Source organism: Streptococcus sp. 2741 (genome assembly GCF_013276315.1).
Lineage (GTDB): Bacteria > Bacillota > Bacilli > Lactobacillales > Streptococcaceae > Streptococcus > Streptococcus pseudopneumoniae.
Map to the genome: position 1 here is coordinate 25,409 of NZ_VMKU01000005.1, position 18,384 is coordinate 43,792.

Below are 18,384 nucleotides of genomic sequence, written 5' to 3' on the forward strand. Positions count from 1 at the left end.
AATGAAAATCAATAAAAAATATCTAGCAGGTTCAGTGGCAGTTCTTGCCCTAAGTGTTTGTTCCTATGAACTTGGTCGTTACCAAGCTGGTCAGGCTAAGAAAGAGTCTAATCGAGTTGCTTATATAGATGGTAATCAGGCTGGTCAAAAGGCAGAGAACTTAACACCAGATGAAGTCAGTAAGAGAGAGGGAATCAATGCTGAACAAATTGTTATCAAGATTACGGATCAAGGTTATGTGACTTCTCATGGAGACCATTATCATTACTATAATGGCAAGGTTCCTTATGATGCCATCATCAGTGAAGAGCTCCTCATGAAAGATTCGAATTATCAGTTGAAGGATTCAGACATTGTCAATGAAATCAAGGGTGGTTATGTCATTAAGGTAAACGGTAAATACTATGTTTACCTTAAAGATGCGGCCCATGCGGATAATATTCGGACAAAAGAAGAGATTAAACGTCAGAAGCAGGAACATAGTAGTAATCACGGTGGCGGTTCAAACAATCAGGCGGTAGTTGCAGCCAGAGCCCAAGGACGTTATACAACGGATGATGGTTATATCTTTAATGCCTCTGATATCATTGAAGATACAGGCGATGCCTATATTGTTCCTCATGGCAATCACTTCCACTATATTCCTAAGAGTGATTTGTCTGCCAGTGAATTAGCTGCTGCCCAAGCCTTCTTATCTGGAAAAGGCGGTCAATTAAGTACGGTTGAATATCGTTCTAGCAGGGGAGAAACAAGATCTAGTGTGAGAACGAGTCCATCTGAAACTCCTCAAAATCTTACAACAACTCCTGAGAGTCAAAATGAGGATTTAGCTAGTCTCCTTCAAGAATTGTACGCTTTGCCACTTAGCCAACGTCATGTGGAGTCTGATGGATTAGTATTTGACCCAGCACAGATTACAAAACGTACTGCAAATGGTGTGGCAGTACCTCACGGAGATCATTTCCATTTCATTCCTTATTCGCAAATGTCTGCCTTGGAAGAAAAATTGGCTCGAAATCTACCAATTGGAGGTCAGCCAGTTCAAAAGCATTCTGATAATACGAAACCAAGCAGTCCTGCGAAACCAAGTTCAGCCATTAAAGCAAACTTTAATCTCAATACGCAGGCACCGAATAGAGCAACTGGAGGAGCCTATACAACGGATGATGGGTATGTCTTTAGTCCAACAGATGTGATTGAAGATACAGGTGACGCTTTTGTTGTACCGCATGGAAATCATTTTCACTATATTCCTAAGAGTGATTTGTCTGCAGGAGAATTGGCTGCAGCCCAAGCCTATTGGAATGGGAAGCAGGGGTCTCGTCCTTCTTCAAGTTCTAGTCATAATGCAAATCCAGCTCAACCAAGCTTGTCAGAGAACCACAATTTGACTGTCACTCCAACTTATCATCAAAATCAAGGGGAAGACATTCCAAGCCTTTTACGTGAATTGTATGCTAAACCCTTATCAGAACGCCATGTAGAATCGGATGGACTAGTATTTGACCCGGCACAAATAACAAATCGTACAGCTAATGGTGTTGCTGTACCGCACGGAGACCATTATCACTTTATCCCTTATTCACAAATGTCACCTTTGGAAGAAAAATTGGCTCGTATGATAGCTATTAAGGGACAAAATGGTGCAGTCTTGCCGGGAATGAATTATTTGAAACCAGCACCAAAACCGCAAGCTCAACCATCAACTGAGAAAAAACAAACTGATTTTACAGTAGAACAGGTTGTTAGAAAAGTTGGGGAAGGATATGTTGTGGAAATTGCTGGTGTCAGTCACTATGTTTTTGCTAAAGACTTGGCTAAGGATAAGATTGATGCTATTGAAAATCTCTTGTCTAAGAAAACTCAAGAGACACATGCTCTAGTTGCTAAAAAAGAAAATGTCGCTTCTCGTGACCAAGAATTTTATGATAAAGCCTACAATCTGTTAACCCAGGCTCATAAAGCCTTGTCTGAAAATAAAGGTCGCGTTTCTGATTTCCAAACTTTAGACAAATTAGCAGAGCGCTTGAATGATGAATCTTCTAATAAAGTAAAATTGGTAGATGATTTATTGGCATTCCTAGCACCAATTACCCATCCAGAGCGACTTGGCAAACCAAATGCTCAAATTGCCTATACAGACGATGAAATTAAATTAGCGAAATTAGCAGGTAAATATACAACAGAGGATGGCTATATCTTTGATGAGCATGATATTGAAAGTGATGAAGGAAATGCCTACGTCACTCCACACTTGAACCATAGCCACTGGATTAAAAAAGACAGCTTATCTGAAGCTGAAAGAGCAGCAGCTCAGGCTTATGCTAAAGAAAAAGGCTTACAAGCTCCAAATTCTACTGAAGCAACAGAAGCAAAACCAGAGGCAACAGGGACAGAAGCTATCTATAACCGCGTAAAAGCTGAGAAAAAGGTACCATTAGAAAAAATACCGAATCATTTACAGTATACTGTAGCTGTACAAAATGGTCACTTTATAATTCCTCACTTTGATCACTATCATAACCTTAAGTTTGCATGGTTTGATGAAGGACTTTACTCAGCTCCTGAAGGCTATACCTTAGAAGATTTATTTGCGACAGTGAAATACTACGTTGAACATCCTGACCAACGTCCTCATTCAGATAATGGTTGGGGTAATGCTAGCGACCATGTTCGTAAAAATAAGGCAGACCAAAACGGTAAACCTGATGAAGATAAGGAACATGATGAAGTAAGTGAGCCAACTCATTCTGAATCTGATGAAAAAGAGAATCACGCTGGTTTAAATCCTTCAGCAGATAATCTTTATAGACCAAGCACTGATGCGGAAGAGACAGAGGAAGAAGCTGAAGATACTACAGATGAGGATGAAGTTCCACAAGTAGAGCGTTCTGTTATTGACGTTAAGATAGCAGAGGCGGAGACCTTGCTAGAAAAAGTAACAGATTCTCGTACTCGCCAAAATGCTATGGAGACATTGTCTGGTCTAAACAGCAGTCTTCTTTTCGGAACGAAAGACAGTAACACTATTTCAGCAGAATTAGATAGGCTCTTGGCTTTGTTAAAAGAGAGTCAACCGACTCCTATATAGTAGTAAAAAGAATGAAGCATATTTTATGGAGAAGTAACCTTTCGTGTTGCTTCTCTTTTTAGAAGAAAGTAACAGAAACTTGACAGAAGTATAATAGATTGAATCTAGAATAGTACACCTTGACTTCTAAAATATTGTTAGAAATTGATTTGACTGTCCTGATCAATTTGTCCTATTCTTATTTCATTTCTCTATAATTTTAAATAGTAAACTATTTACTGGTTAATTAAATGGTTAAATAAGCGGTTTAGAAAAATTGTTTAACCGAGAAAAAAGAAGTTAAGAAAAAGTTTCATCATTTATTGAAATGAGGGATTTATGAAATTCAGTAAAAAATATATAGCAGCTGGATCAGCTGTTATCGTATCCTTGAGTCTATGTGCCTATGGACAAAACCAGCATCGTTCGCAGGAAAATAAGGACAATAATCGTGTCTCTTATGTGGATGGCAGCCAGTCAAGTCAGAAAAGTGAAAACTTGACACCAGACCAGGTTAGCCAGAAAGAAGGAATTCAGGCTGAGCAAATTGTAATCAAAATTACAGGTCAGGGCTATGTAACGTCACACGGTGACCACTATCATTACTATAATGGGAAAGTTCCTTATGATGACCTCTTTAGTGAAGAACTCTTGATGAAGGATCCAAACTACCAACTTAAAGACGCTGATATTGTCAATGAAGTCAAGGGTGGTTGTATCATCAAGGTCGATGGAAAATATTATGTCTACCTGAAAGATGTAGCTCATGCTGATAATGTTCGAACCAAAGATGAAATCAATCGTCAAAAACAAGAACATGTCAAAGATAATGAGAAGGTTAACTCTAATGTTGCTGTAGCAAGGTCTCAGGGACGATATACGACAAATGATGGCTATGTCTTTAATCCAGCTGATATTATCGAAGATACGGGTAATGCTTATATCGTTCCTCATGGAGGTCACTATCACTACATTCCCAAAAGCGATTTATCTGCTAGTGAATTAGCAGCAGCTAAAGCACATCTGGCTGGAAAAAATATGAACCGAGTCAGTTAAGCTATTCTTCAACAGCTAGTGACAATAACACGCAATCTGTAGCAAAAGGATCAACTAGCAAGCCAGCAAATAAATCTGAAAATCTCCAGAGTCTTTTGAAGGAACTCTATGATTCACCTAGCGCCCAACGTTACAGTGAATCAGATGGCTTGGTCTTTGACCCTGCTAAGATTATCAGTCTTACACCAAATGGAGTTGCGATTCCGCATGGCGACCATTACCACTTTATTCCTTACAGCAAGCTTTCTGCCTTAGAAGAAAAGATTGCCAGAATGGTGTCTATCAGTGGAACTGGTTCTACAGTTTCTACAAATGAAGTAGTGTCTAGTCTAGGCAGTCTTTCAAGCAATCCTTCTTCTTTAACGACAAGTAAGGAGCTCTCTTCAGTATCTGATGGTTATATTTTTAATCCAAAAGATATCATTGAAGAAACGGCTATAGCTTATATTGTAAGACATGGTGATCATTTCCATTACATTCCAAAATCAAATCAAATTGGGCAACCGACTCTTCCAAACAATAGTCTAGCAACACCTTCTCCATCTCTTCCAATCAATCCAGGAACTTCACATGAGAAACATGAAGAAGATGGATACGGATTTGATGCTAATCGTATTATCGCTGAAGATGAATCAGGTTTTGTCATGAGTCATGGAGACCACAATCACTACATCAAGGTTCAAACTAAGGGCTATGAAGTAGCCTTGAAAAACAAAATTCCAGCCCTGAAATCCAACTATCAGCCTGGGGCCTTTGATGAGAAAACAGTTTTAGCAAAAGTAGATCAACTTCTTGCTGAAAGTCGAAACGTCTATAAAGACGATCCAATCAAACAAAGACAGATTGAGTTAGTTTTAGGTCAGTTTACTGAAAATATGAAGAAACTAGCAACTAACTAACTCTACAGCAGGTTATCTAAAAACACTTGACCTCTTTGATAAGCAATATATCCATATTGATGAAAGTGTCAAACCTGTTGAAACAAGTGCTTTAGATAAGAAATATCAGGCCTTGATTGATAAAATCAATACGCTAGATACAGATACTTATGGACTTCCTAAGAAAGACCTTCTCGTTCGACTCCAGGAAGCTAAGTTGGCTAAAGATGAGGCTGCTTTAGCAGCGGTTGAATCACAACTTCAAGCTCTTCAAGACTTTAATGACCGTACTGGTGATACAACAGTGGAATACATCAAGTACTTCTATGAGCATGTAAACGATGGTCGTTTAAGTGATGAGCTTCGTAATAAAGTAGCTAATTTGACTTTTACTTTATATCAATCTCAATCCTTCCGTAAGGCTGTGGACTTGAATAAACTGTTCCCAAGCATTTACCAAACAAAACAAGAAGTAGAAGAGGCTTTGAAAAATCAGCCAGCTACTGCAAAAGTAAATGAAACAGTTTTAGATAAAGAAAAAGTTGATAACCAATCTGCTAAGCAAGCGATTTATGAATTTTTGAAAGATCTTTATCCTGATCTTAAAAAAGAAGAATATGTCAATCATGTCAGCAAGGAAGAAGTAGAAAGTCTTTTGAACAAGGCAAATCAACTCTTGGAACAAATCCATGAAGAAGGAATCAGACAATCCTTGGCAGAAGAAGTAGAAAATCTAAAAGCTGCCACAAACAAGGCTGATGCAGACTTGGATGAAGTAAACAGTCAGGTAAAAGATGTTTTGACTCGTATCGCTAGCGCCCTTCAACAAGAAAAGGAAAATGCTGAGCAAGATTCTCAGACACTTGTACTCTATCAAAAACTCTACGATATTCTCATGTCGCTTCACTCTTATTTAGAAAGTAATAATGGTTCTGATGAGGACTTTGATAAAGTGGATGCATTACTAGATCAACTTTCTGCTAAGAGTAAAGACAAAGCAGCTTTACTTGAATTGACAAAAGCTATTCTAGTTTTGAATCACCAAATCCAGTCAAAAGCTAGCGCAAGTGAAGAAACAAGTCCAGCAAGAAATGCTGAAGCAAATGGTGATAACACCAGTGCTGAGAACCAACCAAACGCAACTACAGAATCTAACAGCGAAACTGCTAGCGACGAAAACAAAGCAAGCAACACAAGAGATTCTAAACCTGCTGAATTAACTTCAGAAAAGGGATCAACTGAATCTACAACAAGCACTGGTAATCAAGAAAAAGCAGTAGAATAAACAGAAAGGCGAAGTAGCTGAGCCACCTCGTCTTTTTAGCCTTTATAAGCTACGATGCCAATGATGGTATCAACTGCACGTTCCATAGTCTGAAGGCTAACGTATTCAAAACGTCCGTGCATATTTTCGCCACCTGCAAAGATATTCGGAGTTGGGATTCCCATAAAGGAAATCTTAGAGCCGTCTGTTCCACCCCGGATTGGTTCGATAATAGGCGTGATACCTAGATCTTCCATAACGGCTTTAGCAACGGTAATTGGAGTCATATCTTTTTCAATGACTTCTTTCATATTGTAGTACTGGTCTGTCAAGTTGAGAGTGACACGGTTGCTCCCAAGTTCTTGATTCATCTTATCAGCGATAGATTGCATGGATGCTTTACGCGCTTCAAAGGCATCTTTTTCAAAATCACGAATGATGTAGCTTGCACGCGCCTCCTCAACACTACCTGTCACATCCATTAGATGGTAAAAACCTTGGTAACCTTCAGTTAACTCAGGTCGGTCATTTTCTGGAAGTTGATTATGAAAATCAATTGCTAGCTGAAGGGCATTGACCATCTGCCCTTTGGCAGTACCAGGGTGGACATTACGGCCTTGGAAATGCAATTCAGCACCAGCGGCTGAGAAAGTCTCGTACTGAAGTTCACCTAGTGGACCACCATCAACAGTGTAGGCAAAATCCACATCAAAATCTTCTGCATCAAATTTATTAGCACCAACACCGATTTCCTCATCTGGACCAAAACCAACACGAATCTCACAGTGTTTGATTTCAGGATGAGCAGTCAGATATTCAATAGCTGTCATAATCTCAGCAATACCAGACTTGTCATCAGCACCTAGCAAGGTTGTTCCATCAGTTGTAATGAGCGTTTGGCCTGGATATTTCTCAAGACTCTTGAAGTCGGCTGGATCCAGTTTAAAACCAGAATTTCCAAGTTCAATCACACCACCATCGTAGTTTTCAATTACCTGTGGATTGACTCCTTCAGCATTAAAATCAGCAGTATCCATGTGGGAGATGAAGCCAATCTTACGTGTTAAAGATGGATCATTGGCTGGCAAGGTTCCAATAGCAAAACCATTCGGTAGATAGTAAACATTTTGCAGTCCAACACGTTTCATTTCAGGAATTAAGACATTTGTTGCGAAGTCAACCTGACTCTGTGTACTTGGAGTAGTAGTAGAGTGTTCATCAGAGCGCGTGTTGACCTTAACGTAGGTTAAGAAGCGGTCCAAGAGATTTGGATAAGTCATAAAAAACTCCTTTTGAATTTATTTTTTCCATTGTATCATAGAAAGAAGAGAAAAACAAAAGACAGAAGTTAGGGCAATCTGCTATGTTAGCGTTTACTTATCAGTGGATTCATGATAAAATAAACTTGATAAAAACATCACAAGGAAGCGATTATGAAAAAAGCAATTTTAATGATGACCTTCGGTTCGCCAGAAGAGATTACCTTTGAAGGTGTAGCTGATTTTTTCACAAATATTCGTCGTGGAGTGAGACCTCAAGACCACGAGATTCAGACTCTCTATGATAATTATGTACGAATTGGAGGCACGCCTCTGCAAAAAATTACCCGTCAAGAGGTTGCCTTGGTAGAAGCTAGGCTGGGGAATGAATACAGTGTCTACTTTGCTAATAAGTTTTCCAGTCCCTTTATTCCAGATGTGATCGGTCAAATGGAAGCAGACGGAATTGAACAGTGTATTTGTTTGATTTTGGAGCCTCATTATTCTTTCTACTCTGTCATGGGCTATGAAAAATTTTTAGAAAGCAAACAAATTCAATTTTTGGTCATTAAGGACTGGTATCAGGAAGAAGCACTTTTAAACTATTGGGCAGATGAAATTGCTAAAATTTTAAAAGAAGAAGTAAAGCAGGATAGCTTTAAAGTCATCTTTTCAGCCCATAGTGTGCCCATTTTTGCCTTGGATTTTGGAGATCCTTATATCGATCAAATTTTCGAAAATAGCAAGTTAGTTGCTGAAAAACTAGGTTTGAGTTCCGATCAATATACAAATACCTGGCAAAGTGAGAGTGATATTGGGATTCCATGGATTAAGCCAGATGTTTTGGAGTATCTCAGAGAACAGACAGAACATCCAGACCATTATATTTTTGTTCCAATCAGCTTTATCAGTGAGCACATTGAAGTCTTGTTTGATAATGATGTGGAATGTTATGACTTGTGTCAGGAATTTGGGGTAAACTACCATCGTCCACCAATGCCAAATACAGATTCTCGCTTGATTGATGCCTTGGTCAATACAGTTAGAGCCAATGAACATCAAGAGTTTAAGGAATTTCTCCCAGAAGAAGAGACCTTTGATGAGTTAGTTCCTTCAGACGAGACGAAAAACATTTTGGCTGAATCTCAAGATTTACAAATGCCGGAATTTGTGAAAAAACTGATTGAGAAAAAAGGGCGGGAGAATGTTAAGATGCCTTATCTTATCAAGAAGATGCTAGAAAAAGCAGGCAAGTTGCCCAAAGAGTAAAGAAAAAGGATTTAGCTTTGTGCTAGATCCTTTTAATCGATTATTTTTTCTCAAGAAGGGCTTTGATTTCTTGAAGGACTTCCAATTCGGTTGGTTTTTTTTCGTCAGTTTTTTCTTCCTTTATACCAGTCAGTTTCTGTGCTTTTTCAATACCCTTGATAATAAAGAAGAGGGCGGTACCCACAAAGATAAAATTGATAATAGCACTTAAAAAGTTACCATAGCCGACTCCATGCCAAGAAAGTTGAGCGATACGTTCGACTTTAGCAGCTTTCAAAGCGGGATTTAAAATAAGAGGAGTGATAATGTCGTTTACAAGTGAAGTAACGATAGCACCAAAAGCAGAGGCAATGACAACACCGACAGCAAGGTCAATAACATTTCCTCGAAGCAAGAACGATTTTAGATTTTTTAACATACTGTTTTCCTTTCAATGTTTCGTGTTTCATTGTATCCTAAATCATTATAGAAGGCAATTAAAAGGCTCATAAATGGAGCATTATTTTCTAAAAATATAGATCTTGCTCAAGATATAATTGATGATAATAATGAGTATTTGTGCAATTATTGTTTCAATTGCATTTACCTTATCAGGATTTTCGTTTACAAATTGCCCTATGATATGAGGGAATTGAGTTACAAAGAGAAAAGTTAAAAACAAGTCTAACAGAAAAGTAGAAAGGCGGGCAAGAAAAAATTTCACTAAACGGATAAGCCGATTCTTCCTTGCTTGCTTAAATACAAGCCTATCATTTGTGATAAAGGCAAATAGGATACCAAATATATTTGCCAAGGCCGTAGCAAGAAGTTCCTGATGAGTTAGTTGATAAATGACCAATCGCGAGAGAATCGAAACTAGAGTTGTTGCAAGGCCAAAAAAGAGATAGGCTAAGATTTCATTGTTAAAAAATTTTTGAATAGGTTTTTTCATGCTTTAAGTATAGCATAAAGCAGGCTATTGTGCTATACTAGTAAGGTTGAATAAAGCAACCCTTGGTGCTTAGCTTCTTTCACCAAGCATATTACACGCGGATAACCGCCAAAGGAGAAAAAATGAAAAAATTAACTATTCGTGATGTTGCAGATATTGCAATCGTTGCTGCTATTTATGTCGTTTTGACTGTCACACCGCCCCTAAATGCCATCAGCTATGGTGCTTATCAGTTTCGTATTTCAGAAATGATGAACTTTATGGCTTTTTACAATCCCAAGTACATCATCGGAGTTACTATCGGTTGTATGATTGCTAATTTCTTTAGCTTCGGACTACTAGATGTCTTTGTTGGTGGCGGATCAACCTTGGTATTCCTCAGTTTAGGTGTTTGGCTTTTTGCAAAATATAGCAAGGATTACCTCTTTAACGGATTGATTCGAAAAGATCATTTCTTCTTTTCAATCCTCTTTTCAATTTCCATGTTTACCATCGCTGCAGAGTTAAATATTGTAGCAGAATTACCATTTTTCCTTACTTGGTTTACAACAGGAATTGGTGAATTTGCCTCATTGATTATTGGAGCGATTATCATTGGTAAAATTGGTCGTCGAATCGATTTAAGCAAATAGAAGAAGACAAGCTAGGTAGCCTTTACCTGGCTTTTTCTTATGGAAAATTTCTAAGAAAACTTGACAAGTTTTTCTGATTATAGTATACTTACTTAAGTAAGCTGATTTAGCTCAGTTGGCAGAGCGCATCCATGGTAAGGATGAGGTCGCCGGTTCAATCCCGGCAATTAGCATGATATGTATAGGGAAACTCTTGAATACGAGAGTTTTTTGTTATACTCGATCGAAAAAATTTCTTATTGACAAAATCAAGTATCTCTAGTAATATAGAATATGCGATGAGTCGATAGGTAGTCTTCGGACTACTATTGAGCATAAGGAGGTCATAACGCAGGAGCGGACCTTGATGAGTTGTGTGAACCTGCTCATCACATGAAGATGCCTCTTAGTCCCTAGTCTAACGACTGGGGATTTTTATTTTCCAAAAAATGATGAAAAAGCTTTGCAATTCATGGAAAAAGTAGTATAATACTTCTATTATAGAAATTTTTAGAAAATTCCGAAAGAGGTTATTTATGGGATATACAGTTGCTGTAGTCGGCGCGACAGGTGCTGTCGGTGCTCAGATGATAAAAATGTTGGAAGAATCAACACTTCCAATCGATAAAATTCGTTTACTTGCTTCTGCACGTTCAGCAGGCAAGACTTTGAAATTTAAAGATCAAGATATTACGATTGAAGAAACGACTGAAACAGCTTTTGAAGGAGTTGATATTGCTCTCTTTTCAGCAGGTGGTTCTACATCAGCTAAGTATGCACCATACGCAGTGAAAGCTGGAGCGGTAGTAGTAGATAATACATCTTACTTCCGTCAAAATCCAGACGTTCCTTTGGTTGTTCCAGAGGTCAATGCTCACGCACTTGATGCCCACAATGGGATCATTGCCTGCCCTAACTGTTCAACAATTCAAATGATGGTGGCTCTTGAGCCAGTTCGCCAAAAATGGGGCTTGGACCGTATCATTGTTTCAACTTACCAAGCAGTTTCAGGTGCTGGTATGGGAGCAATTCTTGAGACACAACGTGAACTTCGTGAAGTCTTGAATGATGGTGTAACCCCACGTGATTTGCATGCCGAAATCTTGCCTTCAGGTGGTGACAAGAAACATTATCCTATCGCCTTCAATGCTCTTCCACAAATTGATGTCTTCACTGACAATGATTACACTTATGAAGAGATGAAGATGACTAAGGAAACTAAGAAAATCATGGAAGATGATAGTATTGCCGTTTCAGCAACATGTGTTCGTATTCCAGTCTTATCAGCTCACTCTGAGTCTGTTTATATCGAAACAAAAGAAGTGGCTCCAATCGAAGAAGTCAAAGCAGCTATCGCAGCCTTCCCGGGTGCTGTTCTTGAAGATGATGTAGCTCATCAAATTTATCCTCAAGCTATCAATGCAGTTGGTTCGCGTGATACCTTTGTTGGTCGTATCCGTAAAGACTTGGATGCTGAAAAAGGAATCCACATGTGGGTTGTTTCAGACAACCTGCTCAAAGGTGCTGCTTGGAACTCAGTTCAGATTGCTGAAACTCTTCATGAACGTGGCTTGGTTCGTCCAACAGCTGAATTGAAATTTGAATTAAAATAGTCATATCGTTTAGGAGTTCAGATGAACTCCTTCTTTGAAATAGAGAGGTGTTTTCATGTCTTATCAAGATTTAAAAGAGTGTAAAATCATCACAGCCTTTATTACCCCCTTCCATCAGGATGGTTCCATCAACTTTGATGCTATTCCAGCCTTGATTGAGCATTTGTTGGCTCATCATACGGATGGAATTCTTCTCGCAGGGACCACTGCTGAGAGTCCAACCTTGACTCACGATGAAGAGTTGGAGTTGTTTGCGGCTGTACAAAAGATTGTCAATGGACGCGTTCCTTTGATTGCGGGTGTTGGTACCAATGATACGCGTGACTCTATCGAGTTTGTCAAAGAAGTCGCGGAATTCGGCGGTTTTGCTGCTGGACTTGCTATTGTGCCTTACTACAACAAACCTTCTCAAGAAGGAATGTATCAGCATTTTAAAGCCATTGCAGATGCTTCTGACCTACCAATTATTATCTATAACATTCCAGGGCGTGTAGTTGTCGAATTGACTCCAGAAACCATGCTTCGCTTAGCTGACCATCCAAATATTATTGGTGTCAAAGAATGTACCAGCTTGGCCAATATGGCTTACTTGATTGAGCACAAGCCAGAAGAGTTCTTGATTTATACAGGTGAGGATGGAGATGCTTTCCATGCCATGAACCTTGGTGCGGATGGGGTTATTTCTGTTGCCTCTCATACAAATGGGGATGAGATGCACGAAATGTTTACTGCCATTGCAAAAAGCGATATGAAGAAAGCCGCAGCTATTCAACGTAAATTCATTCCTAAGGTCAATGCCCTCTTCTCTTATCCAAGTCCTGCTCCTGTCAAGGCAGTTCTTAACTATATGGGATTTGCAGCTGGACCAACTCGTCTACCTCTTGTTCCAGCACCAGAAGAAGATGCCAAACGCATTATCAAGGTTGTTGTAGATGGCGACTACGAAGCGACTAAGGCAACTGTAACAGGTGTCTTAAGACCAGATTACTAATAAGACAATAAAATCCATGACCGCAATAACGAGCATGGATTTTTCTTATTTTCCTAAACAGAATTGGCTAAAGAGTTGGGTGATGAGTTCATCTGGAGCAGCATCTCCAGTGATTTCTCCGAGGATTTCCCAAGTACGAGTCAAGTCAACTTGAAGCAAGTCAACTGGCATCCCTAGTTCAAGACCTTGGTTAACAGCTTGTAGGCTTTCAACTGCTTTTTCAATCAGGGAAATGTGACGAGCATTTGACAGGTAGGTTGCGTCTTGCTCAACCAAACCAGCATTTTCAAAGAAGAGGTTGTTGATTCTCTCTTCAATCTTATCGATATTTTGATTTTTAAGGACTGAAATGCGAATGACATCTTCTGGAAGTTCAGAGGTTTCAATAACTTCTGGCAGGTCAGTTTTGTTAAGGAGAATAATTCGGTTGGTTTCTTGGCTGATTTCTAGGAGTTGGCGGTCTTGGGCGGTTAGTGGTTCACTAGCATTTAACACTAGTAGTACTAGGTCAGCTTCCTTGAGGGCTTTTTTCGAACGCTCGACACCGATTTGTTCAACGATATCATCCGTTTCACGAATACCAGCTGTGTCAATCAATTTTAGGGGAACACCGTTGATGTTGACGTATTCTTCAATGACATCACGTGTCGTACCAGCAATATCGGTTACGATTGCCTTATCTTCACGTAAGAGGTTGTTGAGAAGGCTTGATTTCCCAACGTTGGGGCGTCCGATGATGGCAGTGGAAATTCCTTCACGAAGGATTTTACCGCGACGGGCTGTTCTAAGGAGATTGGTTAGTAATTGTTCAAACTCCATTGTCTTTTCTCGGACCACAGCAGTAGTCGCTTCTTCAACATCGTCATACTCAGGATAGTCGATATTGACCTCGACTTGGGCAAGTGTGTTAAGGATTTCTTGACGGATATTGTTAATAAGGTCAGAAAGTGAGCCGTCTAATTGTTTAACTGCAATGTTCATAGCCTTGTCTGTCTTAGCACGGATGATGTCCATAACGGCTTCAGCCTGAGTCAAGTCAACACGTCCATTTAGGAAGGCACGTTTGGTAAATTCACCAGGTTCTGCCAACCGAGCTCCTTCACGGATAGCTAGCTGGAGAATCTCATTGGTCACCGCAATCCCACCGTGAGTGTTAATCTCGATAATATCTTCACGAGTGAAGGTTTTTGGAGACTTCATGGCTCCAACCATAACCTCGTCCATGACCTTACCATTTTGAGGGTCAACGATGTGACCGTAGTTAAGTGTATGGCTAGCAACCTGACTCAAGTATTTTCCTTTAAAAATCTTTTGCGCAATAGCAAAACTTTCTGTTCCGCTCAAGCGGACAATACCAATAGCCCCTTCACCTAGTGGAGTAGAGATAGCAGCGATGGTATCAAATTCTCGTGTAATCATAATGTTTCCTTTAATCAATAACTCTTTTCTTGGAAATTTTTCCAAGTCTCTTTTCAAATTGTAACAAATTTGAACTATTTCTTCAATGGATGCTACTTGGAGATTGAAAAAGCCTAAGCAATTCTGCTTAAGCTAGCTTATTTAGTACGCATTTCCCCTTGTGGGAAGTAAGTTCCTTCTGGCATGTCGTTGATGATGACATGGACAGCAGATTGAGGGGCTCCAGTGTTGCGGACAACTGCTTCCGTTACTTCCTTAGCAAGAGCTTTCTTTTGCTCGAGCGTGCGTCCTTCAAATAAATCGATGCGTACAAATGGCATAATAGCTTCCTCCACTAGTTTTGATTTCTTCCATTTTACCACATTTTGCCGTTTAAAGCTTCAGAAAATTATGATATACTAGAATGTAGCAAAAATTTAGAAATGGACGTGAAGCAAGAAACATGGCACAGTTGTATTATCGTTATGGGACCATGAACTCTGGTAAAACGATTGAGATTCTCAAAGTGGCCTATAACTACGAGGAGCAAGGAAAAGGTGTTGTCATTATGACCTCGGCTCTGGATACGCGTGACGGTGTTGGCTATGTGTCGAGTCGAATTGGCATGAAACGCCCTGCCCTTGCGATTGAGGAAACAACGGATATCTTTGGCTATATCCGAGACCTACCAGAAAAACCTTATTGTGTTTTGGTCGATGAAGCCCAGTTTCTTAAACGCCACCATGTTTACGACCTAGCTCGTGTTGTGGACGAGTTAGACATACCCGTCATGGCTTTTGGCTTGAAAAATGACTTTCGCAATGAATTGTTCGAAGGTTCCAAATATCTCTTGCTTTTAGCAGACAAGATTGACGAAATCAAGACCATCTGTCAGTATTGCAAGAAAAAGGCGACCATGGTGTTGCGAACACAGGATGGACTGCCCGTTTACGATGGAGAACAGATCCAGATTGGTGGTAATGAAACCTATATCTCGGTTTGCCGTAAACATTATTTTGCGCCAATGATAACCTCTGACAAGGAGCAAAACTATGACAATTGAACTAAGAGATGTTACAATGGAAAATTATTTTGATGTTTTGAATTTGGATGTCAAGGAATATCAAAAACAATTCATTGCAACCAACGCAATTAGTTTAGCTGAAGCATATGTCTATACTAAAAATGGAGATTTTGTAGCTCCATTGGCAGTTTATGATAATGATGCAATTATAGGTTTTGTGATGATAGCTTATGATAAAAAGATCGGAATTAGTAGTGGAAATTATTTACTATTTCGTTTTATGATTGATAAGAATTTTCAAAATCAAGGATATTTTAAACCAATTATGTATAAAGTACTAGACTATGTTCGGACAGCGCCAGCAGGTTTAAGCAATAAACTTTGGTTGTCTTATGAACCAGAAAATGAACATGCAAGATCTTGTTACCTCAGTTATGGATTTAAAGAAACTGGGGAAATATTTGAGAACGAAGTAGTAGCAATATACGATTTAACAATTGAGAAATAAGGAGAAAAAATGAACATCTATGATCAACTACAAGCTGTAGAAGACCGTTATGAAGAATTAGGAGAATTGCTCAGTGACCCGGATGTGGTTTCGGACACCAAGCGTTTCATGGAGCTCTCAAAAGAAGAGGCTTCAAGCCGTGATACAGTGACGGTTTACCGAGAATACAAACAAGTTCTTCAAAACATCGTTGATGCTGAAGAGATGATTAAGGAATCAGGTGGAGATGCAGACTTGGAAGAAATGGCCAAGCAAGAGCTCAAAGATGCCAAGGCTGAAAAAGAAGAATACGAAGAAAAACTCAAAATTTTGCTCCTTCCAAAGGATCCAAACGATGACAAGAACATCATCCTTGAAATTCGTGGAGCGGCTGGTGGTGACGAAGCGGCACTTTTCGCTGGAGATTTGCTAACTATGTACCAAAAGTATGCGGAAGCCCAAGGTTGGCGCTTTGAAGTCATGGAAGCCTCTATGAATGGTGTCGGTGGTTTTAAAGAAGTGGTTGCTATGGTTTCAGGTCAGTCTGTATACTCTAAGCTTAAGTATGAATCAGGTGCCCACCGTGTGCAGCGTGTCCCCGTGACAGAAAGCCAAGGTCGTGTTCATACCTCAACTGCCACAGTTCTTGTCATGCCTGAAGTCGAAGAAGTAGAATACGATATCGATCCAAAAGATCTTCGTGTTGATATTTACCACGCATCAGGTGCTGGTGGTCAGAACGTCAATAAGGTTGCGACTGCCGTGCGTATCGTTCACTTGCCAACCAATATCAAGGTTGAGATGCAAGAAGAACGTACCCAGCAGAAAAACCGTGAGAAGGCCATGAAAATCATCCGTGCCCGTGTTGCTGACCACTTTGCTCAGATTGCTCAAGATGAGCAGGACGCTGAGCGTAAGTCGACAATCGGTACTGGTGACCGTTCAGAACGAATCCGAACTTATAACTTCCCACAAAACCGTGTCACAGACCACCGTATCGGCTTGACCCTCCAAAAACTAGATACGATTTTGTCTGGTAAATTGGACGAAGTTGTGGATGCCTTGGTGCTCTATGACCAAACACAAAAATTAGAAGAATTAAACAAATAATGAAATTAGCTCAATTATTTTCAGATTTTGAAGAAGAATTGATAAGACAGGGAGAGGAAGCAGAAAGCCTCTCTTTTGTCTATCGTAGCCTGAAAAATCTATCTTTTACAGATTTCATTTTTGCCCTCCAGCAGGAAGTGACGGAAGAGGAAGAAGTATTTGTAAAAGGAATTTTCCAACAGTTAGCAGCTCATAAACCGGCACAGTACATCATTGGACAGGCAGATTTTTATGGAATGCAGCTAAAAGTGGATGAGCGGGTTTTGATTCCCCGTCCAGAGACAGAGGAGTTAGTGGAGCTTATCCTGGCTGAAAATCCTGAGACGAATCTTTCAGTTCTGGATATTGGAACAGGTAGTGGAGCTATTGCTCTCGCCTTAGCAAAAAACAAACAAGATTGGTCAGTGACAGCAGCAGATATTTCCCAAGATGCTTTAGATTTAGCTAGCGAAAATGCTAAAAATCAAAATCTTCAAATATTTTTAAAAAAATCTGACTGTTTTACAGAAATTTCTGAAAAATATGATATAATTGTTTCCAATCCACCCTATATCTCTCGTGAAGATGAGTCAGAGGTCGGCTTGAATGTTTTGCATTCGGAGCCTCATCTAGCTCTCTTTGCAGACGAGGATGGCCTAGCTATTTACCGTAGAATTGCGGAAGATGCAAAAGACTATCTCAAAGATGGTGGTAAGATTTACCTTGAAATTGGATACAAGCAAGGTCAAAGTGTTCCTGAACTTTTTAGGAAACATCTTCCTGAAAAACGTGTAAGAACACTTAAGGACCAATTTGGTCAAGATAGGATGGTCGTGGTTGATGATGGACAGGATTAAACAAGAGTTGGAAAAGGGTGGAGCTGTCGTTCTACCTACAGAGACAGTTTACGGTCTTTTTGCCAAGGCGCTAGACGAAAAAGCAGTTGACCATGTTTACCAACTAAAATGTCGTCCTAGAGATAAGGCACTCAATCTCAATATTGCCTCTTTAGAGGATATCTTGCACTTTTCAAAGAATCAGCCAACCTATCTTCAAAAACTTGTAGAGACCTTTTTACCAGGTTCATTGACCATTATTCTCGAAGCTAATGACAGAGTCCCCTATTGGGTCAATTCTGGCCTCGCGACTGTTGGATTTCGGATGCCCAGTCACCCTATCACACTGGATTTAATTCGAGTGACAGGACCCCTGATTGGGCCGTCTGCCAATATTTCAGGTCAGGCAAGTGGAGTGACCTTTAATCAAATTCTGAAGGATTTTGACCAAGAGGTTCTGGGTCTGGAAGACGATGCTTTTCTAACTGGACAGGATTCAACTATTTTGGACTTGTCTGGAGACAAGGTGAAAATCTTACGCCAAGGGGCGATTAAGCGAGAAGATATTCTTGCTCAGTTGCCAGAGATTTCTTTTGAGGAGGAATGAG

The 18,384-nt window shown here is 39.7% G+C and carries 16 protein-coding genes, 1 tRNA gene, 1 pseudogene and 1 riboswitch; of the genes and pseudogenes, 13 read left to right on the top strand and 5 right to left on the bottom strand.

Going from position 1 to position 18,384, the window contains the following annotated elements; genetic code table 11:
- The first annotated feature begins 1 nt into the window (after position 1).
- The 3 genes and pseudogenes from HT671_RS00685 (at position 2) to HT671_RS11465 (ending at position 6,289) form a co-directional block, all read left to right on the top strand.
- Positions 2-3,091 carry a pneumococcal-type histidine triad protein gene (locus HT671_RS00685; RefSeq protein ID WP_000700358.1) on the top strand — a complete coding sequence of 1,030 codons (3,090 nt, stop codon included), beginning with the start codon at positions 2-4 and terminating at the stop codon, positions 3,089-3,091.
- A gap of 318 nt (positions 3,092-3,409) precedes the next feature.
- Positions 3,410-4,797: pseudogene (gene phtE / locus HT671_RS11460) on the top strand (pneumococcal histidine triad protein PhtE); the annotation flags it as partial.
- A gap of 340 nt (positions 4,798-5,137) precedes the next feature.
- Entirely contained in the window at positions 5,138-6,289 is a 1,152-nt protein-coding gene (locus HT671_RS11465; protein ID WP_007284789.1) for a hypothetical protein, read from the top strand.
- Positions 6,290-6,324: 35 nt separating this feature from the next.
- Here the strand turns inward: HT671_RS11465 and pepT are convergent, their stop codons facing one another.
- Positions 6,325-7,548, bottom strand: coding sequence for a peptidase T (gene pepT, locus HT671_RS00695; protein ID WP_000222060.1), 1,224 nt, complete (start codon positions 7,546-7,548; stop codon positions 6,325-6,327).
- 153 nt (positions 7,549-7,701) lie between these two features.
- Here pepT and hemH point away from each other — a divergent pair, with 153 nt between their 5' ends.
- The gene (gene hemH, locus HT671_RS00700) at positions 7,702-8,796 is read left to right on the top strand and encodes a ferrochelatase (protein ID WP_050222852.1); all 1,095 of its coding nucleotides are present in this window, start codon (positions 7,702-7,704) and stop codon (positions 8,794-8,796) included.
- Between the two features lie 40 nt (positions 8,797-8,836).
- Here hemH and mscL read toward each other — a convergent pair whose 3' ends face one another.
- On the bottom strand, positions 8,837-9,214 hold the full coding sequence (mscL, locus tag HT671_RS00705) for a large conductance mechanosensitive channel protein MscL (protein WP_000916792.1): 378 nt from the start codon (positions 9,212-9,214) through the stop codon (positions 8,837-8,839).
- Positions 9,215-9,295: 81 nt separating this feature from the next.
- The gene (locus HT671_RS00710) at positions 9,296-9,727 is read right to left on the bottom strand and encodes a GtrA family protein (RefSeq protein ID WP_000743002.1); all 432 of its coding nucleotides are present in this window, start codon (positions 9,725-9,727) and stop codon (positions 9,296-9,298) included.
- Positions 9,728-9,755: 28 nt separating this feature from the next.
- Positions 9,756-9,852: riboswitch (PreQ1 riboswitch) on the top strand.
- On the opposite strand from HT671_RS00710, the gene HT671_RS00715 reads away from it, so the two are divergent.
- The 4 genes from HT671_RS00715 (at position 9,850) to dapA (ending at position 12,942) form a co-directional block, all read left to right on the top strand.
- Positions 9,850-10,359 (top strand): QueT transporter family protein, encoded by a 510-nt coding sequence (locus tag HT671_RS00715; RefSeq protein WP_000737071.1) that lies wholly within the window; start codon positions 9,850-9,852, stop codon positions 10,357-10,359. Its footprint overlaps the riboswitch before it by 3 nt.
- A gap of 100 nt (positions 10,360-10,459) precedes the next feature.
- Positions 10,460-10,532, top strand: a tRNA-Thr gene (locus tag HT671_RS00720).
- Positions 10,533-10,874: 342 nt separating this feature from the next.
- The gene (locus tag HT671_RS00725; RefSeq protein ID WP_000542464.1) at positions 10,875-11,951 is read left to right on the top strand and encodes an aspartate-semialdehyde dehydrogenase; all 1,077 of its coding nucleotides are present in this window, start codon (positions 10,875-10,877) and stop codon (positions 11,949-11,951) included.
- A gap of 55 nt (positions 11,952-12,006) precedes the next feature.
- Positions 12,007-12,942 carry a 4-hydroxy-tetrahydrodipicolinate synthase gene (gene dapA, locus HT671_RS00730; RefSeq protein WP_000121643.1) on the top strand — a complete coding sequence of 312 codons (936 nt, stop codon included), beginning with the start codon at positions 12,007-12,009 and terminating at the stop codon, positions 12,940-12,942.
- Between the two features lie 45 nt (positions 12,943-12,987).
- On the opposite strand, the gene mnmE is transcribed toward dapA, so the two are convergent.
- Together mnmE and HT671_RS00740 are read right to left on the bottom strand one after the other, a co-directional pair.
- Positions 12,988-14,361: a tRNA uridine-5-carboxymethylaminomethyl(34) synthesis GTPase MnmE gene (gene mnmE, locus HT671_RS00735; protein WP_000632769.1), complete on the bottom strand. Its 1,374-nt coding sequence runs from the start codon at positions 14,359-14,361 to the stop codon at positions 12,988-12,990.
- A gap of 137 nt (positions 14,362-14,498) precedes the next feature.
- Complete coding sequence (locus HT671_RS00740; protein WP_001117401.1) at positions 14,499-14,681, bottom strand: 4-oxalocrotonate tautomerase; 183 nt, start codon at positions 14,679-14,681, stop codon at positions 14,499-14,501.
- Between the two features lie 122 nt (positions 14,682-14,803).
- On the opposite strand from HT671_RS00740, the gene HT671_RS00745 reads away from it, so the two are divergent.
- Genes HT671_RS00745 through HT671_RS00765 form a run of 5 tightly spaced genes read left to right on the top strand, consistent with a single transcriptional unit; the run spans position 14,804 to position 18,383 of the window.
- The gene (locus tag HT671_RS00745) at positions 14,804-15,403 is read left to right on the top strand and encodes a thymidine kinase (protein ID WP_138703422.1); all 600 of its coding nucleotides are present in this window, start codon (positions 14,804-14,806) and stop codon (positions 15,401-15,403) included.
- Positions 15,393-15,872, top strand: a complete 480-nt coding sequence (locus tag HT671_RS00750; RefSeq protein ID WP_138703421.1) for a GNAT family N-acetyltransferase — start codon at positions 15,393-15,395, stop codon at positions 15,870-15,872. Before HT671_RS00745 ends, HT671_RS00750 begins: the two co-directional genes overlap by 11 nt.
- Before the next feature lie 9 nt (positions 15,873-15,881).
- A complete protein-coding gene (gene prfA / locus HT671_RS00755) occupies positions 15,882-16,961 on the top strand; it encodes a peptide chain release factor 1 (RefSeq protein ID WP_138703420.1) in 1,080 nt (359 codons plus the stop codon).
- Complete coding sequence (gene prmC / locus HT671_RS00760) at positions 16,961-17,797, top strand: peptide chain release factor N(5)-glutamine methyltransferase (RefSeq protein WP_138703419.1); 837 nt, start codon at positions 16,961-16,963, stop codon at positions 17,795-17,797. The genes prfA and prmC overlap by 1 nt, the downstream gene beginning before the upstream one ends.
- Positions 17,781-18,383 carry an L-threonylcarbamoyladenylate synthase gene (locus HT671_RS00765; protein ID WP_166735327.1) on the top strand — a complete coding sequence of 201 codons (603 nt, stop codon included), beginning with the start codon at positions 17,781-17,783 and terminating at the stop codon, positions 18,381-18,383. Before prmC ends, HT671_RS00765 begins: the two co-directional genes overlap by 17 nt.
- Position 18,384: the final 1 nt, after the last annotated feature.

Bases quoted from the DNA above. Each gene is read 5' to 3' on its own strand.
- mscL (WP_000916792.1), bottom strand. From the start codon at position 9,214: ATGTTAAAAAATCTAAAATCGTTCTTGCTTCGAGGAAATGTTATTGAC.
- hemH (WP_050222852.1), top strand. From the start codon at position 7,702: ATGAAAAAAGCAATTTTAATGATGACCTTCGGTTCGCCAGAAGAGATT.
- HT671_RS00710 (WP_000743002.1), bottom strand. From the start codon at position 9,727: ATGAAAAAACCTATTCAAAAATTTTTTAACAATGAAATCTTAGCCTAT.
- dapA (WP_000121643.1), top strand. From the start codon at position 12,007: ATGTCTTATCAAGATTTAAAAGAGTGTAAAATCATCACAGCCTTTATT.
- prfA (WP_138703420.1), top strand. From the start codon at position 15,882: ATGAACATCTATGATCAACTACAAGCTGTAGAAGACCGTTATGAAGAA.
- HT671_RS00685 (WP_000700358.1), top strand. From the start codon at position 2: ATGAAAATCAATAAAAAATATCTAGCAGGTTCAGTGGCAGTTCTTGCC.
- HT671_RS00725 (WP_000542464.1), top strand. From the start codon at position 10,875: ATGGGATATACAGTTGCTGTAGTCGGCGCGACAGGTGCTGTCGGTGCT.
- mnmE (WP_000632769.1), bottom strand. From the start codon at position 14,361: ATGATTACACGAGAATTTGATACCATCGCTGCTATCTCTACTCCACTA.
- HT671_RS00750 (WP_138703421.1), top strand. From the start codon at position 15,393: ATGACAATTGAACTAAGAGATGTTACAATGGAAAATTATTTTGATGTT.
- HT671_RS00740 (WP_001117401.1), bottom strand. From the start codon at position 14,681: ATGCCATTTGTACGCATCGATTTATTTGAAGGACGCACGCTCGAGCAA.
- pepT (WP_000222060.1), bottom strand. From the start codon at position 7,548: ATGACTTATCCAAATCTCTTGGACCGCTTCTTAACCTACGTTAAGGTC.
- HT671_RS00745 (WP_138703422.1), top strand. From the start codon at position 14,804: ATGGCACAGTTGTATTATCGTTATGGGACCATGAACTCTGGTAAAACG.
- prmC (WP_138703419.1), top strand. From the start codon at position 16,961: ATGAAATTAGCTCAATTATTTTCAGATTTTGAAGAAGAATTGATAAGA.
- HT671_RS00765 (WP_166735327.1), top strand. From the start codon at position 17,781: ATGATGGACAGGATTAAACAAGAGTTGGAAAAGGGTGGAGCTGTCGTT.
- HT671_RS00715 (WP_000737071.1), top strand. From the start codon at position 9,850: ATGAAAAAATTAACTATTCGTGATGTTGCAGATATTGCAATCGTTGCT.